At 40.4% G+C, this 21,075-nt stretch carries 15 protein-coding genes and 2 tRNA genes; 8 read left to right on the top strand and 9 right to left on the bottom strand.

The window, feature by feature from the left end; translation table 11 throughout:
- Positions 1-9: 9 nt before the first annotated feature.
- The 3 genes from HC175_RS10850 (at position 10) to HC175_RS10840 (ending at position 5,195) form a co-directional block, all read left to right on the top strand.
- The gene (locus tag HC175_RS10850; protein ID WP_168138510.1) at positions 10-1,995 is read left to right on the top strand and encodes a nucleoside-diphosphate sugar epimerase/dehydratase; all 1,986 of its coding nucleotides are present in this window, start codon (positions 10-12) and stop codon (positions 1,993-1,995) included.
- Positions 1,996-2,067: 72 nt separating this feature from the next.
- Positions 2,068-2,802 carry a polysaccharide biosynthesis/export family protein gene (locus tag HC175_RS10845; protein ID WP_235942590.1) on the top strand — a complete coding sequence of 245 codons (735 nt, stop codon included), beginning with the start codon at positions 2,068-2,070 and terminating at the stop codon, positions 2,800-2,802.
- Between the two features lie 2 nt (positions 2,803-2,804).
- The gene (locus HC175_RS10840) at positions 2,805-5,195 is read left to right on the top strand and encodes a GumC family protein (RefSeq protein WP_168138508.1); all 2,391 of its coding nucleotides are present in this window, start codon (positions 2,805-2,807) and stop codon (positions 5,193-5,195) included.
- On the opposite strand, the gene HC175_RS10835 is transcribed toward HC175_RS10840, so the two are convergent.
- Positions 5,192-5,935 carry a tyrosine-protein phosphatase gene (locus HC175_RS10835; protein ID WP_168138507.1) on the bottom strand — a complete coding sequence of 248 codons (744 nt, stop codon included), beginning with the start codon at positions 5,933-5,935 and terminating at the stop codon, positions 5,192-5,194. The genes HC175_RS10840 and HC175_RS10835 overlap by 4 nt on opposite strands.
- Positions 5,936-6,027: 92 nt before the next feature.
- Between HC175_RS10835 and HC175_RS10830 the strand changes: the two genes are divergently transcribed.
- The gene (locus HC175_RS10830; protein ID WP_317172106.1) at positions 6,028-7,374 is read left to right on the top strand and encodes a capsule assembly Wzi family protein; all 1,347 of its coding nucleotides are present in this window, start codon (positions 6,028-6,030) and stop codon (positions 7,372-7,374) included.
- Positions 7,375-7,468: 94 nt separating this feature from the next.
- On the opposite strand, the gene HC175_RS10825 is transcribed toward HC175_RS10830, so the two are convergent.
- On the bottom strand, positions 7,469-9,115 hold the full coding sequence (locus tag HC175_RS10825) for an ABC1 kinase family protein (protein WP_168138506.1): 1,647 nt from the start codon (positions 9,113-9,115) through the stop codon (positions 7,469-7,471).
- A gap of 297 nt (positions 9,116-9,412) precedes the next feature.
- Here HC175_RS10825 and HC175_RS10820 point away from each other — a divergent pair.
- The 3 genes from HC175_RS10820 (at position 9,413) to HC175_RS10810 (ending at position 10,941) form a co-directional block, all read left to right on the top strand.
- Positions 9,413-9,497: transfer RNA gene (locus tag HC175_RS10820), tRNA-Ser, on the top strand.
- 74 nt (positions 9,498-9,571) lie between these two features.
- Positions 9,572-9,646, top strand: a tRNA-Pro gene (locus HC175_RS10815).
- A gap of 473 nt (positions 9,647-10,119) precedes the next feature.
- A complete protein-coding gene (locus HC175_RS10810; protein WP_168138505.1) occupies positions 10,120-10,941 on the top strand; it encodes a glycosyltransferase family 2 protein in 822 nt (273 codons plus the stop codon).
- A 9-nt stretch (positions 10,942-10,950) separates the two neighbouring features.
- Here HC175_RS10810 and HC175_RS10805 read toward each other — a convergent pair whose 3' ends face one another.
- From HC175_RS10805 to tsaD, 6 genes are read right to left on the bottom strand one after another with little or no spacing between them, the layout of a single operon-like run.
- Complete coding sequence (locus tag HC175_RS10805; protein WP_235942588.1) at positions 10,951-12,087, bottom strand: THUMP-like domain-containing protein; 1,137 nt, start codon at positions 12,085-12,087, stop codon at positions 10,951-10,953.
- Between the two features lie 39 nt (positions 12,088-12,126).
- The gene (locus tag HC175_RS10800) at positions 12,127-13,215 is read right to left on the bottom strand and encodes an AI-2E family transporter (RefSeq protein ID WP_168138503.1); all 1,089 of its coding nucleotides are present in this window, start codon (positions 13,213-13,215) and stop codon (positions 12,127-12,129) included.
- Positions 13,216-13,234: 19 nt separating this feature from the next.
- Positions 13,235-13,747, bottom strand: a complete 513-nt coding sequence (locus HC175_RS10795) for a TrmH family RNA methyltransferase (RefSeq protein ID WP_168138502.1) — start codon at positions 13,745-13,747, stop codon at positions 13,235-13,237.
- Positions 13,748-14,392, bottom strand: coding sequence for a DUF4159 domain-containing protein (locus tag HC175_RS10790; protein ID WP_168138501.1), 645 nt, complete (start codon positions 14,390-14,392; stop codon positions 13,748-13,750).
- Positions 14,393-14,417: 25 nt separating this feature from the next.
- Complete coding sequence (locus HC175_RS10785; RefSeq protein ID WP_168138500.1) at positions 14,418-15,131, bottom strand: 16S rRNA (uracil(1498)-N(3))-methyltransferase; 714 nt, start codon at positions 15,129-15,131, stop codon at positions 14,418-14,420.
- 3 nt (positions 15,132-15,134) lie between these two features.
- On the bottom strand, positions 15,135-16,157 hold the full coding sequence (gene tsaD / locus HC175_RS10780) for a tRNA (adenosine(37)-N6)-threonylcarbamoyltransferase complex transferase subunit TsaD (RefSeq protein WP_168138499.1): 1,023 nt from the start codon (positions 16,155-16,157) through the stop codon (positions 15,135-15,137).
- A 126-nt stretch (positions 16,158-16,283) separates the two neighbouring features.
- Here tsaD and HC175_RS10775 point away from each other — a divergent pair, with 126 nt between their 5' ends.
- Positions 16,284-20,663, top strand: a complete 4,380-nt coding sequence (locus HC175_RS10775; protein ID WP_235942587.1) for a translocation/assembly module TamB domain-containing protein — start codon at positions 16,284-16,286, stop codon at positions 20,661-20,663.
- Positions 20,664-20,692: 29 nt separating this feature from the next.
- Here HC175_RS10775 and HC175_RS10770 read toward each other — a convergent pair whose 3' ends face one another.
- Entirely contained in the window at positions 20,693-21,073 is a 381-nt protein-coding gene (locus HC175_RS10770) for a Rid family detoxifying hydrolase (RefSeq protein ID WP_168138498.1), read from the bottom strand.
- Between the last annotated feature and the right edge of the window lie 2 nt (positions 21,074-21,075).

The following is a 21,075-nucleotide window of genomic DNA, read 5'->3' as shown; positions in this document are numbered from 1 at the left end:
AATTTTAATATGGGTAAAAAGCTCAATTACGCATTACGCCAGATACTTTCATCAGAAAACAGTCTGGATATTAGAAATATTAAGTATTTGCCAAGATGGGCAATCCTTGGTATAGATACAGCCATTGTCATAATTGCTGACTTGTTGACAGTGGTAGCTCTAAGAGATCTTACTTCTCATTTTTATGACTTTCTTTCTCTTTATGAAAGGATGTTCCTGGTGATCGGAGTTAATATTTTTTTCTTTTTTATTTTCAGAACCTACGCAGGTCTAATACGACATTCTTCTTATGTCGATGCCCTTAAGATTATGTTGGCTTGCTTCAGTACTTTTTTGACCTTACTTTTTATCAATTATGCGAGTTATGTCTTGATTGGTGAAAAAATTTATCTTGTCGCCGGTTTAATTTTCTATTTCCTGGTTTCCTTTTCACTTCTTTTTCTCTTTAGACTTTCCGTTAAACAATTGTATGAGTATTTTAAAACCACTCAGAAAAATCAGAATTTGCAAAAGGCTGTGGTCTTTGGTGCCGATGAAAATGCGATCTCCATTGCAGGAGCATTAGAAATAGAACATCCTAAGAGATTTGATATTCGTGGTTTTATTACTAATGATAATACGCGTAGAAATATCAGGATCCTGGGGAAACCTGTGATCTATAATGGATTAAAAGTGAGTGCAGAGGCTAAGGCTCTTGGAGCCACTGCATTGATTCTTTCTGAAAATACACTGACTGCTGAAGAAAAATTTTCTTTAGTGGAGGAATGCCTTGAAAATGATATCAAAGTTTTTAACGCGCCCATTGTCTCAAATTATGAAGACGAACAATCGGTATCAAACAAAGTAAAATCCCTGCAAATAGAAGACCTGCTGGATAGAGAACCAATCCTTCTAAATAAAGAAAATAAGAGACAGCAATTAACAGGAAAGACAATTCTAGTAACTGGAGGGGCAGGTTCAATAGGAAGTGAGATTGTAAGACAGGTAGCAGAATATAACCCAAAATTGCTTATAATTTTGGATCAGGCAGAAACTCCTATGCATAATCTCCAGTTAGAGATTCAGGCAAAATTTCCAGATCTTAATTTCAGTAGTATCATTTGTGATGTGGGCAACAGAAAACGGTTGGAATTGTTGTTCAAGAAAAGACCGGTTGATGTTATTTATCATGCTGCTGCTTATAAACATGTGCCTCTTATGGAAGCCAATCCTCATGAAGCGGTTTTTGTTAATATCATGGGAACTAAAAACCTGGCCGATCTTGCAGTTCAGTATGAGGTAGGGCACTTTGTTATGGTTTCCACAGATAAAGCAGTGAATCCAACTAATGTAATGGGGGCTTCAAAGAGGGCTGCAGAAATGTATGTTCAGGCTCTTTATCATGCTGCTTGTGCACAGGGAAAAGGGAAAACAAAGTTCATTACCACACGTTTTGGAAATGTACTGGGATCTAATGGATCTGTAGTGCCATTATTCCGAAAACAAATAGAAAAAGGAGGTCCTGTTACCATCACACATCCAGATATCATACGGTACTTTATGACAATTCCTGAGGCATGTCAATTAGTGCTTGAGGCTGGAGCTATGGGAAAAGGAGGTGAAATCTACATTTTTGACATGGGAGAACCGGTCAAAATCATGGATCTGGCGATTAAGATGATCAAGCTAGCTGGTTATATTCCAAATAAACAGATTGGTATCAGGATCACTGGCTTACGACCTGGAGAAAAATTATACGAAGAGCTATTGAGTGAGAAAAGTAAAACCTTACCCACTCATCATAAAAAAATTATGATTGCAATAGATCAGGTTGGCAATTATCCCGAAATCAGTGATTCCGTTGATCAAATCGTCAAAGCAGCAAACAAATTAAAGAGCCATAAGGTTGTGGCTAAGCTTAAAGCATTAGTGCCTGAATTTAAAAGCAATAATTCTACTTTTGAAAAGTTAGATAAAGAACCTATTTTACACCCAAACCAGAAGAAAACAATTTAGATGGTCCAATTTAATCCCCTGAAAAACAAACTTAGGAGCTTTGTATCCCTAAAATTGTTTTTATTAATCTTAATGATTTTTTCAATTTCTTCCTGTTCTACAAAAAAAGAGATCGTTTATTTTCAGGACTTTGAGAGACTGCCAAATATGGCTGCACCTGAAGATTTTGTAGCCAAAATCGAGATCAATGATGTGCTTCGGGTGGATGTTTCTTCAATGGATCAGGAACTGTCGGCACCTTTTCAGTTAAACCTGAACCAGAGTTCAGGAGGTGGAGGAGGTAACCAGAATTCGTCAATGACAGGTTATCTCGTGAACTCAGAAGGCTATATAAATTTTCCCGTTCTTGGTGAGATCTATGTAGAAGGAAAAAGTAGAGAAGAACTGGAGGAAGAACTCACCACTGTGCTCCGTGAAAAGTATCTGAAGGATGCAGTAGTAAGAGTTCGAATAGTCAATTTTAAGGTGACAGTAATGGGGGAGACCGGTAGCAGCGTCATTGATGTGATGGATGAAAGGATCTCTGTGCCACAGGCAATTGCTATGTCAGGAGACATAACTTATGACGGTAAAAGAAATAATATTTTAGTGATTAGACAGGTGGATGATGAAATGAAGTATGAGACACTTGATCTCACCAGCGTAGATATTTTTCAAAATCCTTTTTATTGGTTAAAACAAAATGATATAGTTTATGTAGAGCCCACTTATAGAAAGGTGAAATCGGCAGGATTTATTACCAGCTGGCAGGGGCTAGTCTCAATTGTAACTACAGCGTTTAGCTTGTTAGTATTATTTAGCAGATAATTATGGAAGAACTCGAAGAGTTTTCAGAGAAGCAGGAATCGAATTTTGACCTTAAAGCTGAGATCTTTAAATACCTGAAGCATTGGAAATGGCTGGTTTTCGGCGTTTTTTTAGGATTAACTCTTGCTTATTTATATAACAGATATACGCTTCCCAAATTCGCCACGGAAGCAACCATGATGATCCTTAAAGATGAAAGCAGTAATCTTGTGGGAGCTTTGCCTTCAGGGGGAACATCTATTTTAGCATTTGAGAATAATTCCCTGGAAAATCAGATCGTTAATCTTAAATCTAAGCGATTAGTTGAAGGTGTCATAGATGAATTAAATTTAAATGTGTCCTATTTTTTAGAGGGTAATGTTATTGCAGTAGAAGCATATCAGAACCCTCCCATTGTCATCGAGTTTCTTTCCGAACAAAGGGAAGTTCATGAAGCCTTTTTAAACTTCTGGATTACACCGGTTAATAGCACTTCCTATGAACTGGAGACCGCTGACGGATCCTCAAAAACTTACAGTTTCGGGGAACCCGTGACCTTAAATGGAATTAGCTTCCTTATAGCACCAAATAAGAATGAGATCAACAGAAATGTTACCGTTAATGTTTTAGTTCGTCCAATAAGAGAGGTTGCGAATGAATATATCTGGAATATGACTGTTGCTCCGCAAGGAAAAGCCCAGGATATCCTTTCTCTTTACATCACTGGGGAAGTTCCTCAAAAATCTCAGGACTTCCTAAACACCTTAATGGTTCACTTTAATGCAGATGGGGTAGCAGATAAAAGGCAGGTAGCAGAAAATACTTCGGAATTCATTCGGAAACGACTTGAATTGATTACTCAGGAATTGGACTCCGTTGAAGGTGGTATTGCAGATTTTAAAAGTGAGAATAGATTCATGAGCGTTGAAAGTAGTGCTAGCCAATATTTATCAAAATCCACAATGGCTGAACAGGAGATATTCTCTCTGGAAACTCAACTTATGATCTTGGAGGGAGTTGAAAGTACATTAAGATCAGCAAAACCCTATCAATTGTTACCTGAAGGAATGGGGCTGGAACAAGGTGGTATGGGAAGTGCAATAAGTAATTATAATCAGCTGGTACTTCAGAGAAATGCCTATTTAAAAACCGGGACTTCTCAGAACCCCGTGGTAGAAACTCTTACTGAACAACTGGACGCCTTAAGAGATAATATTTTAAGCAATATTGACCAGACCAGAAGTTCAATAAATATTCAGCTCAGGGAACTTAATCAACTGGATAGAAGGGCAGAGGGACAGTTCAGCACTTTCCCAGGCCTGGAAAAAGGAATACGCAGTATTGAGCGGCAACAGGAAATAAAAGAACAACTTTACCTCTTCTTATTGCAAAGGAGAGAAGAATCAGCTATTTCTTTCGCATCAACATCTCCAGTCGCAAAGGTCATTGATCCTGCATTTACTTATAACGAACCTGTTGACCCCAAGCCCTGGTTGATTCTTACGGGTGGGGGATTGATAGGGTTACTTCTTCCTCTTCTAATTATTTTTGTAATAAACTTTTTAGACACTAAGGTTCATCACAAAGGAGATCTGCAGCCACTAATAAAAAACATTCCATTTTTAGGTGAAATTCCCAGAATAACAAAAGAGGAATCTGAGGTGATCCAGCTCAATGATCGATCTCCCCTTGCAGAATCTTTTAGAATACTTAGAACAAATCTTGCATATCTAGTGCAGTCACGAAATAAAGAAAAAGCAGAAGTAATTTTCGTAACCTCTACAATTAAAGGTGAAGGTAAAACCTTCATTTCATATAATTTGGCACGCACCCTTGCCAGTACAGGGAAAAAAATACTTTTAGTGGGTGCAGACGTTCGAAATCCGCGGCTCCATAAGTTTGCAGGAAATACTCTGGATACTAAAGGTTTGTCCGACTATTTATATGATATGGATATCAGTGCCGATGATATTATTCAAAATTTGAATCAGGATAATATACCAGTAGATACAGTCTTTTCAGGAGCAATTCCTCCTAACCCTGCTGAGTTGTTAATGAATGATAGAATGGAAGATTTTATCAATAGCCAGAAAGGGAATTATGATTTTATTATTGTAGATACCGCCCCTACAATGATTGTTACAGACACGCTCTTAATAAGTCAGCTCGCCGACACAACTATTTACGTTACTCGTGCAGGTTTTACTGAAAAGAAATTATTGGAATTTCCAAAGGATCTTAAACAGCAGGGGAAATTGAAAGGCCTGGCAATTGTTCTAAATGATGTGGACTACTCCAAATTCTCATATGGAGCCAAGTATGGTTACTCTTATGGCTACGGTTATGGATACTCTGCCGATGAAGAAAAGAAAGGTATATTTAACTTTCTGAAAAAACCATTTAGAAAAGCTTAGTAAGCAAAGACTTTTTTTGTGTTCTGAATTACGGGAAGGATGAGTTCAAGATCTTTTTTTCGAAAGCTTGCGGTTGATAGCTTTTCCAGATGGCGAAGCTGATGAGTATCGGTACCTAAAAAATCTATCATGCCTTCCTCAAGTAATCTGTAAGCAATCTCTTGCATATTTCGACCGTAGTGGCCAACAAGACTAAGCAGGTTTAGTTGAAATAGACACCCTCTACTCTTAAGGTCTGAGTATTTATTGAGAGATTTCGAATGGAAGTAGGCATAACGTTCTGGATGAGCTAATACAGTGCGATATTGGGCGGTTTGTAATTTGAACAGGATCTCATTTAAGTTTATTGGGGGTTGAAAATAAGACATTTCGACCAGTACCATGTTATCTTTAAGACACAAGAGATCCTCCCTCTCGAGTAAATCCAAGAATGCTTGATCCATCATATATTCCGCGGCAGGTTTTATCTCTATCTGGATGTTCTTATCCTTCAAAAGCTGCTGTAGATGGTGATGTGCCTGCCTAATACTGCTCGAGGTATTGGGGTAATAATCGTTCATTACATGAGGGGTAGCAATTAATTTTGAAATCCCTAAACTCTTAAAACGGTTTATTAATTCAACGGAAGCTTCCACATCGGCTGCCCCATCATCTATACCTGGTAATACATGATTATGAATGTCTATATACCCTTCCAAATAATCCTTTAGAAAATATTTTTTATGAAAAAAATTAAACATGTCGTGGTTTTGGAAGATAAAATTACTCATTTTAGTTCTAAGTGTATTGACCTTTATCTGGATAATACTACTTTTACAAGCAAATCTAAAACGTGCTACGTAAGCTCCCCTTTTTACTATTTTTAATGACCTCCGGGCTCTACTCTCAGGAAATTAATTATAATCTTTCTGCTATTGCTCAAGGCACTTTATTTTCTGGGGAAGAAAGTCCCTTCTGGATCCATTCAAACCAAAGGGGAAGGTTGGATGAAAAAACCAATCTCAGTTCCTGGTTAAATGGAACTGGAAGTTATGAATTTCGTTATGGGGGAGTGTTGACTGCAGGATTGGGAATACTATACCACGATGGCTACTCGAACGAGGTACAACTGGATGAATACTTTGTAGGCTATGAGAATAACTGGTTTGAAGCATATGCCGGCAGGAAACAAAAGACAGAATTTTTTAGCGGAATTAGCGCCACAAATGAGAATGTTTTGTGGTCTCTAAATTCAAGGCCAATTCCGGGATTAAGCTTTAGTACTAAAACAATTCCGCTCTTTGAACGTGCTGGAATTGGGTTTAAAGCCTCCTGGGAAGAATTTTTCTCTGAAGAAACCGAAAGATATATTCAAACGCCACGAATTCACCACAAAAGTTTTCATTTCATCTTCAACGGAATCAGGAACGTAGAACTGATTGCAGGAGGGCACCATTATGTACAATGGGCTGGTAAATCTCCGGAATATGGGGATTTACCATCTGGATTTGAAGATTATCTTAAAGTGATAACAGGAGGTAGTATCATTGGGGGAGATGGGTTTGTTGGGGAACAGGAAGTCAATGGGCTAGGAAATCACCTTGGAGGTTATGAAGTACAGCTAAACACTTCCTTCTCACATTATGACCTATCGCTGATCTACAATACCATTTTTGAAGATTTTTCGGGAATTAAACTTCGGAATACTCCCGATGGTCGCTACGGAATCTACTTGAAGGATCAGGAGCCGGAGAAGTGGGTGCAGGCTATGATGTATGAGTTCTATTTCACACGCCATCAAAGCAAAACCTATCCTACTACAGATGGGAAAGACAATTACTTTAATAATCACCTTTACCGCTCTGGCTGGACCTATGAAAAAAGGATCATCGGACTTCCATTTATGATGCTGGACAATGAGCGATTCAGAGTTGCTCATAACAATGTAGTGGCACATCATCTTGGATTAACGGGAAATGCGTTTTACACTTACCCTTATAAGCTTCTAGCCAGTTATCGCGCAAATTATGGCGCTAAAGGTGGAACCTCGAAACCAGTGGAACAGATCCTCTCCACATATTTAGATGTGAATGTATGGCAGGATTTCCTGAATATTAACCTTCAGTTTGGGGCAGACATTCATTCCGAAGATTCCTCAAATGTAGGGATTGGCCTAAGGGTTCAAAAAAGCTTTTTTTAGAGATGACTTAAATATTGCAAAAAACGAGAATCAAGCAGAAGCTTAGGTCTATACCTGAATTTCTCACTTCTAAAGTCGTCCTTCTAACTTGCTTCTACTCATCCTTAAACAAAATCGTAAAACTTAAATATATTCCCGCTACTGCCGCCAGTATAAAAAATATAATCGCCAGGCCGGGATATCCAAAGATCATAAAAGGTGAAGGAACGCTCATTAACATTGCTGCGCCTATGATCATTGCTGCAATTATTAATCCGAGGGTTATTCGGTTAGCTACTTTTTGAAATCCATCAGTAAACCTTTTTTCATCAATAGCATCAACCCGGAATCTGAATTCATTTCTGGCGAGGTTCTCTGTTATTTTATCCAGTCGATCAGGTAGATTTTCAGCAAGCTTCTTAGAATCCAGGAGGACCGAGAATATTTCTTCAGGCTTCAATTCATTCAGCATCTTATCCTGAAGTAATTTACTCATGTAACGTCTTACCGCGGCTCTCAGATCATACTCAGGTGCCAAAAATGCGATTATTTGATCCATGTTCAAAAGGATCTTTCCGAGGATATTGACTTCAACCGGCAAATGTATGCCGTTTAAAGCTGCACTTCTGTTCATCTGGATCAATAGTTTACCCGTCTGCATGTCCTTTGCAGTACTGTGACTGCTTTCCTGAACCATAATGCTAATTTGCCTGCGGAATTCCTTCTCGGTCGCCTGCTCTGTCATTTCACTCATGTGGAGCAGAATATCAGCGATCTCTTCCCCGTCGTTCTTACTAAGTCCTAAAAGCAGCCTTAGAAGGTATTCTTTCATCTTTTTGGAGAATTGCGCGACCATTCCCAGGTCCATCAAAGCAATTTTTTCATTTTCCAGAAGGTGGATGTTCCCGGGATGAGGATCGGCGTGTACGAACCCGTCAGAAACTATTTGCTTTAAATAGGCCTCTACTAATTCATCCACCAATGGCAAGTAATCGTTCTCTGTCTTTTTTAGTGGAGAAACACTGGTGATTTTCTTTCCTTTCACATACTCCATCGTAAGTACCCTCGAAGTAGTATAGTCAGGAATGGGTTGTGGCACGATGAGCCGTCGGTAATCGAGTAGATTGGTTCCTAAGGTGACAAGGTTGGTTGCCTCTCTTAAGTAGTCGAGCTCATGAAGCATAATTCTTCGTAACTCTCCCAGAACGTCATTAAATCCATATTTTTTACCCACCTCGGTATGTTTAACTGCGAGAGCGGCCATTTCCTCCAGCGTATCCAGATCATCCATGAATTTTTTTCGTATCCCCGGTCTCTGGACTTTTACTGCCACTGTTTTACCAGATCTCAGTTCAGCTAAATGAACCTGCCCAATAGAAGCACTGGCTAGAGGTTCTTCTTCAAAAAAATTGAAAGCCTTTGAGATCTTTGTACCTAATTCACTCTCAATGATGGTCTGGACTTCATCGTACGAAATAGTAGGTAGATCATCCTGAAGGGAAGAAAGAGCCTCAAGATACCTGTCGGGTAAAAGGTCGGGGCGAGTGGAAAGTAACTGTCCCAGTTTAATATAAGTCGGTCCCATTCCCTTAAGATCCTCAACTAACTCTTCCGGAGTTTGCTCATAATCCAGAAAACTTCGCGCTGTTTCCTCTTCCATTGCATTAGAAGCGGTCTGGTTGAGCAAATCACTGTTCCAATATTTAAGCATAAAGCTTAAGAACTTTTGATATCGGGCAAGACTTTCGGGCAAAATAGACATAATGATCTGTTATTGTTTTGAAGCTTTAAGGGTGAATTCCTTCTTCTTTCTTTATTTTATTAAAAATATAATTAAAAACATGGCTATCATCTGGTTTTTATAATTTTTAACTGAAAGGACCAGAACAAGGACAGGATCCGGGATTCCGTATAACTGAAGCTTTTTATAAATTATTGACTGAAAATGTATTATAAAAAATACCTTCCAAAAAGAGCAAAAAATGAGAAAAAGGTTTGCACAGATGTATCTGAAAACATACATTTGCAACCGCAAAATATTTGCAAGTTCATTTAAATAGGAGAGTTGCCAGAGTGGTTAATGGAGCAGTTTGCTAAACTGTCGACGAGCAATTGTCGCGTGAGTTCGAATCTCACACTCTCCGCTGAAATGATTCAAGATTTAGAATTCAAGATTAAAAGGAAAATTGAATCTTAAATTTTGAATTTTGAATCGCTACGGGGTGTAGCGTAGCCCGGTTATCGCGCCTGCTTTGGGAGCAGGAGGCCGCAGGTTCGAATCCTGCCACCCCGACAAAACAAAGCCCTACACGAGAGTGTAGGGCTTTTTTGTTGTTCTTAGGCGTGAGCTTGCTCACTAGCCTAAAGAACAACAAAAAAACCGGCAGGCGCCAGCCTGCAGGGCTTTGTTTTAGTCACCCCCCCTTCAGGATCACCGACCGCAGGGAGGTAATCCTATGAGGAGAAGTTCGAATTAGAAAGTATTAAATGTCGAAGCTCTCATAAGCCGCAGGGTCAACAAAAAAAACCAGGCAGGCGCTAGAATGCAGGAACTGGTTTTAATACCAATACTTTTGTATCCTGTGTTTTAAGCTGGTAATCCTTTAAGCAGATTCAAAGTGGAATTATTTCCGACTTTACATCCGGGATTGATTACTAAATAGCTAAAAATATGGTCCTTAAAATTGCCAGTTTTTTCACCTATTTTTAAGTGGCTCAAGCCATAGATTCAGGCATAATTTCTTAAATTTATATCAAACCTTCTTTTTGAATTCAGAACCTTTATACCAATCGAGATTTGTTGCGCTCCAATGCTGCGTCCTCATTCCCACATATAACAATCACACTACTTTAAAGAGAGTCTTGAATGATGTTTTAGAATTCACCAGGAACATTATTGTGGTTAACGATGGCTCTACAGATGCTACTAAGGATATTTTATCTGCTTTCAGTGATCTACATGTCATTAATCTTCCCGTCAATAAAGGCAAAGGAAATGCACTTAAAACGGGTTTTAAAGCGGGGCAGAAACTGGGATTTGACTACGCGATCTCTATGGATTCTGATGGTCAGCATTTCGCAGATGATCTTGATGTGTTTCTGCAGGCACTTGAAAACCATCATGAAAAGCAGCCCTTGCTGGTTATCGGCTCCCGAAAAATGGATGCTCCCGGTATCCCTGAAAAAAGCAGTATCGGGAATAAATTTTCCAGCTTCTGGTATTGGGTGGAAACCGGTATAAAACTACAGGATACGCAATGCGGCTACAGGTTATATCCTCTTCCTGTAGTCAATTCTCTGCATCTTTTCACCTCTCGCTTTGAACTGGAGATCGAGGTCATTGTAAAAGCGGCCTGGAAGGGAGTAGTGGTGAAGAATCTGCCCGTTAAAGTACTTTATGACCCTCAGGAGCGGGTAACTCATTTCAGGCCATGGCAGGATGTGGCAAGGATCACGCTTCTCAACATCATTTTTGTTTTTGCCGCAGCTTTTTATATAGCTCCCAGAAATCTTCTCCGAAAGCTGGGTTCTAATAGAGAAAGCATTCCTAAGACAAAATTTTCAGAGGAAAAATTGCCTCTGGAATGACTCCAAAATTTACCTTTTTTGACACAGTAGTACAACCTTCTCTTCCGTGTTAAGTGTAGTGAAGAAAAGAAAATCACTTCCCCCTTCTTTAATTCCGAAGATCTTACGCAGATTCTGAACAGATTCGGGAAAATTCCTCGTGGTAATGTTCGCTTTAGCCGATTTAAAGTTCCTTTTAAGCTCCTTTTTTCTGAATGGTAAAACTTTGATGATCTCAAACCTTCTCCCAGGAAATTCCCGGAGCTCATTTGAGGTAAAAAGCTGGGTGTTCGGATGTAATTTCTCAAGCCTAAAATCCCTGCCTAAAGCTCCAAACATCCCACTTTTCATGATGGCTGCGTTTGGTTCATAGAGGAATTTTTGAGGCGCAGTGTATTCCTCTGCCGGCTGGTGATCTATAAAGCTCTCAAACACCTGTTTTTCCTGCTTCTGAAAATTCACAGTTTTCACTTTCACAGCTTCGGAAGAATTTTTGCTAAGAATCCAGAGCAACTCCTTCACGTCATTATCTACAGCTATGATATGGATCTCACTCACCTTGTCTAGTTCTCTCAATCCCGCCTGAAGATCCAAAAGGGGAGAGGTCTTTATCAGAATATTTTCTGCTTTCTTCTGAAGTAATTCAAGATTTTCCGGCACATTCGGAAGGCAGTCCGATAAAAAGAAGACTCTGCCTCCGTGATCACTTCTTCTGGAAGGATCCAGGTAAAGCCAATCAAAACTTTCCGAAGTAAATTTCAGGAATTCCATTCCATCTTCGGGCTTGGAAATGACATTTTTGGCACCTAATATTCCGAAGTTATGCGCAGCGATTTCCTGAAGTTCCCTATTGATTTCAAAATGATAAACTTGATCAACATGCTTCGAAAAGTAAAAACTGTCAATTCCAAATCCGCCGGTGAGATCTGCCATAGATCCTCTTGAAACCAGCCCCGCTTTGTAGACCGCAGTAACTTCTGAAGAAGTTTGTTCTAAATTGATGTTGGGAGGATATAGAATTCCCTGGTGAGAAAACCAGGTTGGCAATTTCTTTTCTGCCCGCTTTTTACCCGATAGCTGCACCAGAAGTTCCTGAGTGGAAACCTCCGGAAAAGGACTCCCCTGAAATGCCATTTTTGAGGTCTCTTCTTTGTAATGGCTTTCCAAAAACTCCTGAACCTCTTTATGTAAAAGGTTCCTGTTCAATTATAGATCGCGGGTTAGACGTTTTACAATTTTGTATTCGCTCAAAGACTCTTTGGCTATTACTTTTACAGCGGTATAGAAAGGCACAGCCACAACCATTCCCATAATTCCGGAGGTAAGCCCTGCAATAAGGATCACCAGGAAGATCTCAAGGGGATGTGAGCGTACGCTGGCTCCAAAAATGAGTGGCTGATTGATGAAATTGTCGATAAGCTGACAAATAAGATAGCCGGCCATCACATAGATGAGCTGCGGAAGGATGATCGTCTGGAAATCTGCGCCCAGGTTACTGGAAATCACGAAGAGTGAAACCAGAATTCCCGCAATGATTGGTCCCAGGTATGGAACGATATTCAGAAAGGCACATATAAATGCAATTGCAATTGGGTTATTTATCTCAAAGATGGAGAGCAAAATACTATACAGGATAAAAAGAACAGTAATTTGCATGGTGAGGCCAACAAAATACCTGGAAAGCAGCACTTTAATTTTATTAAAAACCCGTTGAAATTTATCCTCATGCCCTTTATTGGCAAAGACAAGGATACTGTTAAGCATCAATTTGCTATCCTTTAAAAAGAAGAACGAAATAAAGATCACCGAAAAAACAGCGATCACCCCGGCACCAAGAATTCCGAAAAAGTTATTGAGATACTGCGGAATAGTGGCAAGATCAAAGTTCCGGATAAACTCAGTTTGTTTGATCCCTTCAATAATATCAATTTCCTCAACGCCGAAATAATTATTGATCTGTGTATTCAGCTCATTAAGATCTCGCGTAAAAGCGTCCATGTCTATCTGCCCAAGATTTTTACTCTGCTCTACTACAATTGGGATAAAAATGGTGATAAGGCCAATAAAACTGCTAAGTACTAGAAGAAGGACCATAACCACCGCTGCCTTGTTTGGGATCTTGAGGTGGTTGCGTAAGAAGATTACTACGGGTCTTCCTACAAGAGAGATCACTCCTGCAATGGCAATGTATACCAGCACAGATTGAATGAGGTAGAGGAAGTATAGTAGAAAGGCTACTCCCAGTATTATGGCAATAGCCCGAAGGATTCCAAAGGAAAGCTCTTTTTCGTTCACGAAGTAAATATATTATTTCTCACCGAACTGGATGCAGGCTTTTAGTAATTTCAAATAAGGCAATTCCTGCGGCATGTGTCACGTTCATGCTGCTGTTCTTCCCAAACATATTGATGTGCAGCAGCTTATCGGCCATTGTGAGGATATTACTGGTGATCCCTGAATTTTCATTTCCAAGAACAAGCGCTATTTTATTGTAAGTATCATATTTCTCCTCTTCAAGAGGGACACTCTCGGCTGCAATTTCAAGCGCCATGATGCTGTAGCCGCTTTCCTGTAGGTTTCTGCAAACTACTTCGGAATTATCATGCTCCTCAAAAATGACATTTTTGACAGTCGATCTTGCAGTTCTTTTCAGGCGGTTGCTCTTGAGATGGAGCTCTGTACCGCAGAAAATTATCTTTTCCACATTAAAAGCATCTGCAAGCCGAAAAAGGCTGCCCACATTCGCCGGACCAGATACCCCGTCCAGCACCAGTACCAGCGGAAACTTTTTTTCCTGAAAATCTGTAGTTTCGTGTGTTTTCTGCATTTAATTCGAGAAAGCGTATTTGATAATATTAGCGCCCATTTTCAAAGCTTTTAATCGAACCTCTTCGGGATCGTTATGAACCTGCGGATCTTCCCAGCCATCTCCCAGGTCACTTTCGTAAGTGAAAAGACATAGGAGTCGGTCATTTTCGAAGATTCCAAAAGCCTGGGGTCTAAGACCATCATGTTCATGAATTTTTGGCAAACCTTCTGGAAAAGAAAATGCTTCAGAGAAAATAGGGTGGGAGGCAGGTATTTCCTCCAGTTCCTTATCTGGAAAAACTTTTTTAAGCTCCCGCCGCACGTATTCATTCATCCCGTAATTGTCATCTATATGCAAAAACCCACCTCCCAAAAGATATTTCCGAAGATTCTCTGTTTCTTCCGGACTAAAAAACACGTTCCCATGACCGGTCATATGGATGAATGGATATTGAAAGATATCAGGACTTCCCGGAGTTACAGCTTGTGGTTTGGCATCAATCGAGGTGAAAATATTCTGATTGCAGAATTGAATAAGATTGGGCAGGGCAGTAGGATTTCCATACCAGTCGCCGCCACCGCTATACTTTAGTACGGCTATTTGTTGGGAAAAAAGGTTACCGGTGAATATTAGCAAGAAAAATAAAAGCAGGCTTTTTTTCATGTCTCTAAAATAGCAAAATTGGAGGTTATTCCTGCTCATTGATCAACGCTACAGTATGGCAGGCGACAATACCCGCAGTTTCTGTACGTAACCTGCTGCTGCCAAGACTTACCGCTTCCCAACCTCGCTTTAAGGCGGCATGAATTTCATCTGAGGAGAAATCTCCTTCCGGACCAATTAAAATAGTCGTGGAAATGCCCTTTTTGACACTCCTGGAAAGCAGCTTTTTTTCTTTTTCATCTTCACAATGGGCAATAAATCTATCTCCGGAAAATTCCTTTTCCAAAAATTCGGAAAAGGTTATGGGCTCATGAAGAACAGGCATTCGGGCATGTAAGGATTGCTTCAATGCACTTTGTATGATCCTTTGAAATCTTTCAGCTTTAACTACTTTTCTTTCACTGTGATCGCAAATTACGGGAGTGATCTCCTGAACTCCAATTTCGGTAGCTTTTTCCAGGAACCACTCGTAGCGATCATTCATTTTTGTGGGCGCAACTGCGAGATGTAAATGATATGGAGCAACAGGTTCCTTTTCGGCATTGATAATACGCGCGCTGCAATTGTTGGTACTGGCCAGGGTTATCTCGGTTTCAAAGATCCAGCCCTTTCCATTGGTAAGCTGCAGTTTATCGCCTTCTTTTTTGCGCAGCACTTTTACAATATGCCTGCTTTCCTCCCTGGAAAAGCGTATTTCTTCTTCATTTTCAGAAGCTTCAGGATGAAAGAATAACTGCATGACTTACATTTTAATTCTGGCTTTTGCCGTAGTTCCCATATGTGCAAAGTCTTCAGAAAGAAATTTGAAATGCCCTGCAATGGCGATCATTGCGGCATTATCTGTAGTATATTCAAACTTCGGAATGTAAGTTTTCCACTGGTATTTTCCTTCGGCTTCTCTTAAGGTCTGTCTTATGCCGCTATTTGCTGAAACTCCGCCGGCTATAGCTATTTGCTTAATACCGGTCTGTTTTACAGCTTTTTTCAGCTTATCCATTAAGATCCCGATGATCGTATGTTGAATGGAAGCGCAAATATCTTCCAGGTGGTCATCAATAAATTTCGGATCTTCTTTTAATTGCTTCTGAATAAAATAAAGAATTGAAGTTTTGAGTCCGCTGAAGCTGAAGTTCAGTCCTTCCACTTTTGGCTTTGGAAAAGGAAAAGCTTTGGGATCTCCTTTTTGTGCATACTTATCAACCAGAGGGCCGCCGGGGTATGGAAGTCCAAGGATCTTAGCGCTTTTGTCAAAAGCCTCTCCAACTGCATCATCCAAAGTTTCACCAATGACTTCCATTTGAAAGTAGTCACTGACCTTTACAATCTGCGTGTGGCCTCCGCTTATTGTGAGTGCTAAAAAGGGAAAATCGGGTTTCTTGAATTCTGGTTCCTCAATAAAATGCGCAAGAATATGCGCCTGCATGTGGTTGATATCTAAAAGTGGAATATTGAGTCCCAAAGAGAGTGACTTTGCAAAAGAAGTTCCTACCAGCAAAGAACCCATTAGGCCTGGTCCCCGGGTAAAGGCAATTGCCGTGAGGTCATTTTTTGAAATTCCTGCTCGTGACAGGGCTTCATGAATAACAGGTACGATGTTTTGCTGGTGAGCTCTTGAGGCTAGTTCTGGGACGACTCCACCGTATTTTTGATGGATCTCCTGGGTTGCAACAACGTTTGATAAGATCCTGCCATTATGAAGAACCGCTGCGGCCGTGTCATCACAGGAAGATTCGATGCCGAGTATATAAATATTTTGTGAAGCCATCCTTAGTTTTTAGGCCTGAAAATTGTTAATATTGTTCGCAAAGTTATAACATAAAAATCTATCAGAAAATTCTGGAAAATACTGGGTAAATCGCTGCTCGCCCTGCTGCTGCTATTCATCATTCTATTGATAGTTTTTTCCATTCCCTCTGTACAGACTTTTGTTGCCAGGAAAGTTACAGATTCCCTTCGAACATCTAAAGATGTGGATATCAATATTGGCCGGGTAGGTCTTACTTATGGGGGAAAACTGGACCTGAAAGATGTTTTGATTAGAGATCATCACCAGGACACCCTCATTTACTCCAGGAGTGTGCGAACTGCGCTTACGAGCCTCTCAAGTCTTTACAACAACAACCCTACCCTGGGAAGCACCACCGCATCAAACCTTTATATGCATATGAAAGTGTATGAAGGGGAAGAAAGAGACAATCTGAATATCTTTCTTAACAAACTGAAGTCTCAGAAGCAACAGGAATCGAAGCCTTTCCTGCTGGAGATCGATAGACTCGAGGTCATCAACGGCAAGTATAGTTACATTAATGAGAATCTTAATTACCCGGAAGTTATCGTACTTGATGAGCTCAACATTAATGCAGAAAATTTTGTTCTGGAGAATTCTGATGTTTACGTAGATATCAGGAAATTATCGGGTAAGGAGCAAAGAGGATTTCGGGTAGATCATCTTAGCACTCAATTCACTTATACTTCTGAAGAGATGACGCTGGAAGATCTGGAAATTGAAACTCCAGAATCGTCAATAGCGGCAAATATTCGATTTGATATTACAAATGGCTTTGCCGGTTTTATTAATGAAGTTCCCGTGAGAGCAGTTTTCGGGCCTTCCGTGATTTCCACAAATGACCTTCGCTTATTTTACGACAAATTCGGGGCCGATCAAAAAATTACCTTTTCGACGACACTTGAAGGCATCCTCAATGATTTTCATCTTTCAAATCTTGACATGAGCGGACTGGACAGAACTGTGCTGCAGGGCGAGTTTCAAATAAAAAACTCTCTCTCTACCGAAGAGAATGAGTTTTCTCTTGAAGGTAATGTCCAGGAACTTTCTACTAATTATTATGATCTGGTGAACCTTCTCCCCGGAATTTTAAAAGAAAAATTACCGCTTGAAGTACGGGAATTCGGAAGCGTTAAGATGGCAGGAACTGTTTTTGTTTCTGAAAATACGCTGGTAACAGATTCCAGGCTGATTTCTCAATTGGGTGCTGCAGATGTTGACCTGGAGATCAATGGCCTGTCTGGAAATGCGATTCCTTCTTATAAAGGAAAGTTACTCGTAAAGAACTTTAATGTAGGGAAGCTCACCAATGTGAAAGATCTTGGCGTTGCTTCTTTTAATGTGAGCTTCGATGGCCGTGGCTTTACAACAGAAACCCTGAACTCTCAAATCCGGGGAACGGTCTCTAAACTGGTGTACAAAGGTTATGCATATAACAACCTGAAGCTTCGCGGGACCTTACGGGCGCCACTTTTTAACGGGAACTTCATTTCTCTTGATCCAAACCTGCAGATGGAATTTAATGGACTTGCAGATTTTTCAGAAAATACCAATGTCTATGACTTTGAAGCTTCTGTAGCACATGCAGATCTCGCCGCTATGAACCTTGTTCAAAGAGATAGTGTCTCGGTTTTTCGCGGAGATGTTATTATGAATATGCAGGGAACGAATCTGAATAACTTCGAAGGGCAGATCTATCTTTTAAATACTTCCTATAGAAATGAGCTCGATACTTACAATTTTAGAGACCTTGATGTTACTTCCAGCTTTGATGGAGAAGTCAGGACGATTGAGATTCATTCTCCCGATGTGATCAACGGTAAAGTAGAAGGCGTTTTTGACATTACCGAAGTACCGGCGCTGGTGGAAAATGCTGTTGGGAGCCTGTACACGAATTACCGGCCGAATAAAATTACTACAAACCAATACCTCACTTTCGATTTCGATATTTATAATAAAATTGTAGAGGTGTTTTATCCTGAAATCACTCTGGCGCCAAATACTTTTATTAGAGGTAGTGTGGAGTCTGATGAATCTGAATTTCGTCTTGCCTTTCGCTCTCCTCAAATCAATGCTTTCAATAACCTATTTGAACAGGTTAATATTCAGGTAGATAACTCAAACCCACTTTTTAATACCTTTATTGAAATTGACAGCGTCGCTACCAGCTTTTATAACGTAAAGGATTTCAACCTAATTAACGTGACGCTTAATGACACCCTATTTATTCGTTCTGAATTTAGAGGCGGACCTAAGAGTGATGATGTTTTCAATCTCAATATGTACCACACCATTAACGAGAATAATAACTCGGTGGTTGGGATGCAGCGGTCAGACATTAAGTTTAAAGAAAGCACCTGGCATTTGAACGAGGAAGGTAACCGCTCGAACAGAGTAATTTTTTCAGAAGGACTTTCCAATATTAGGGTAGATTCTTTAGTCTTAAGCCACGAAGAGGAAGAAATAAGGCTTTCAGGACAAATGAGGGATACTACCTATAAGGATTTTCAAATGGAATTTGAAAATGTTGACCTCTATAAGATCACGCCAGAGATCAACAGCCTTGACATGGGAGGAATCGTTAATGGATCGCTCAACCTGCTTCAAAGAGACGGTGCGTATTATCCCAATACTTCCCTTACCGTAAGAAATCTTACCATTAACAATCAAATGCTGGGAAATCTTAACCTTGATGTAATGGGTAACCACGATCTTAGCCTTTACAACGTCAACACCACATTAAAGAACGAAGGACTCGAATCCCTCTCGGCTATTGGGGAGATTGTGGTTGAAGGAAATTCTCCCGTTATAGATCTTGATGTCTCTCTGCGGAATTTCAATATGGCTGCATTTAGTCCTTTAGGTCAGGAAGTGATTAGTAACATTCGCGGACTCGTGTCGGGAGAAGCCGATGTGACAGGAGATTACAGGAATCCTGATATTGAAGGACGATTGTTTCTGAATAAGGCTGGTTTAAAGATTCCCTATCTTAACGTCGATTTCAGCTTTGAGGAAGGCGCCGTAGTAAACCTCACGCAACAGCAGTTCAATTTTGATGAGATCAGCATTACCGATACGAAATATAAGACCACAGGAATACTTGACGGCACCATTTCCCATAAAAACTTCAGCAACTGGATTTTGGGATTAAATATTTCGACAGACAGGCTGCTAGTATTGGATACAGAGTACGACGATGAGGCCCTTTATTACGGTACAGGATTCATTGGTGGAAATGCTTCTATCTACGGCCCAACTTCCGAATTAGTCATAGATGTGATTGGCGCCACCCGGAGAGGAACCGTTTTTAAGATTCCTATCAGGGATTCAGAAAGTATTGGTGATAACTCCTTTATACATTTTTTAAGTCCCGAAGAGAAAGCGGCGCGATTGGCAGGGGAGGAGATCGCTTTTCAGGAAGTGAAAGGCCTGGAGCTTAATTTTGATCTTGACGTAACCAATGACGCCCTGGTTGAACTGGACATTGATGGTAGTATACTTCGAGGCAGGGGAGCGGGAACCTTATTAATAGAGATCAATACCCTCGGAAAATTCAATATGTGGGGAGATTTTATTGCCAACACCGGAGAATATATTTTCAACTATGGAGCGCTTCAAAAGAGGTTTGAAGTTAGGCCGGGGGGCAGCATCAACTGGAATGGGAACCCGGCGCTGGCCGATCTTAATATTAGTGCAGTGTATGAAGCACATGCAAACCCTGCTATTATTCTCGATAATCCCGGCATAAGTCGAAGAATTCCTGTAGATGTGGTGATCAACCTCGAAGGAGGCCTTCTGCAGCCCGATATTTCCTTTGACCTGGAATATCCTAATGTGGCATCGGCGGTACGCTCTGAACTGGAATACAAGATCGAAACAGGAACAAATACAGAAATCCAGGCGTTTTCACTTATTACCCTGGGGCAGTTCTATACCGAAAACGTACTTGTAGGCAGCCCCGGAAGTTTATGGGCCGGAAATCTTTTTGAAAGTGCTTCCGGCTTCTTTAATAACCTCTTGTCTGATGATTCCGGAACTTTTCAGGTAGGCCTTAACTATGAACAGGGAATTCGCACGCCAGAACAATCTATGGCCGACAGGTTTGGGGTTACGCTTTCAACACAGATCAGCGAAAGAGTTTTGATCAATGGGCAGGTGGGAGTACCGGTGGGCGGAGTAACAGAAACAGTAATTGTAGGGAATTTGGAAATAGAGTTCCTCTTAAATGAAGAGGGAAACCTTCGCGCCAAGATCTTTAACAGAGAAAACAATATTCAGTATCTGGGAGAAGAGCTTGGATTCACACAAGGTGTGGGCTTGTCATACCAGGTAGATTTTGATACTTTCAAAGGACTGCTCCGCAAAATTGTTGACGGCCAGGTGAACAATGCTGCAATACGACAGGAAGAAGCGGAAGGAGAGATACAGGAAAGAAAAAGCCTCGCCCCGGATTATATTAAATTCCCGGGATCTGATGACAATTAAGAGGTGTCAAAAATGACATTTTTGACACCTTATTTTACAGCAATCATACTGATTTCTACATTCACAAACTTTGGAAGATTGGCAACTTCAACAGTTTCTCTTGCCGGCGCAGTCGCTTCATCGAAGTATTTCGAGTAGATGGCATTGATCCTGGTGAAGTTATGCATATCGCTAATGAAGATAGAGCTCTTCACCACATTTTCAAAAGACATATCGGCTGCTTCAAGAATGGCTCTAAGGTTTCTCATCACCTGTTCCGTTTCCTCTTCAATGTTTTCCTGTTCCAGCTCTCCGCTCACAGGATTTAAAGCGATTTGTCCTGAGATATACAAAGTGTTTCCGCTTAATACAGCCTGATTGTAAGCTCCAATAGGTGCCGGCGCGTCTACAGTTTTGATGATCTTTTTCATAC

This window comes from Salinimicrobium oceani (assembly GCF_012037645.1).
Note: the sequence above shows the minus strand (reverse complement) of the source record. Positions and strands in the feature narration are given on the sequence as shown.

What these genes read in the sequence shown, in the direction of transcription:
- HC175_RS10850 (WP_168138510.1), top strand. Translation starts at nt 10, where the DNA reads ATGGGTAAAAAGCTCAATTACGCATTACGCCAGATACTTTCATCAGAA.
- HC175_RS10845 (WP_235942590.1), top strand. Translation starts at nt 2,068, where the DNA reads ATGATTTTTTCAATTTCTTCCTGTTCTACAAAAAAAGAGATCGTTTAT.
- HC175_RS10840 (WP_168138508.1), top strand. Translation starts at nt 2,805, where the DNA reads ATGGAAGAACTCGAAGAGTTTTCAGAGAAGCAGGAATCGAATTTTGAC.
- HC175_RS10835 (WP_168138507.1), bottom strand. Translation starts at nt 5,935, where the DNA reads ATGTTTAATTTTTTTCATAAAAAATATTTTCTAAAGGATTATTTGGAA.
- HC175_RS10825 (WP_168138506.1), bottom strand. Translation starts at nt 9,115, where the DNA reads ATGTCTATTTTGCCCGAAAGTCTTGCCCGATATCAAAAGTTCTTAAGC.
- HC175_RS10795 (WP_168138502.1), bottom strand. Translation starts at nt 13,747, where the DNA reads ATGCAGAAAACACACGAAACTACAGATTTTCAGGAAAAAAAGTTTCCG.
- HC175_RS10790 (WP_168138501.1), bottom strand. Translation starts at nt 14,392, where the DNA reads ATGAAAAAAAGCCTGCTTTTATTTTTCTTGCTAATATTCACCGGTAAC.
- HC175_RS10785 (WP_168138500.1), bottom strand. Translation starts at nt 15,131, where the DNA reads ATGCAGTTATTCTTTCATCCTGAAGCTTCTGAAAATGAAGAAGAAATA.
- tsaD (WP_168138499.1), bottom strand. Translation starts at nt 16,157, where the DNA reads ATGGCTTCACAAAATATTTATATACTCGGCATCGAATCTTCCTGTGAT.
- HC175_RS10770 (WP_168138498.1), bottom strand. Translation starts at nt 21,073, where the DNA reads ATGAAAAAGATCATCAAAACTGTAGACGCGCCGGCACCTATTGGAGCT.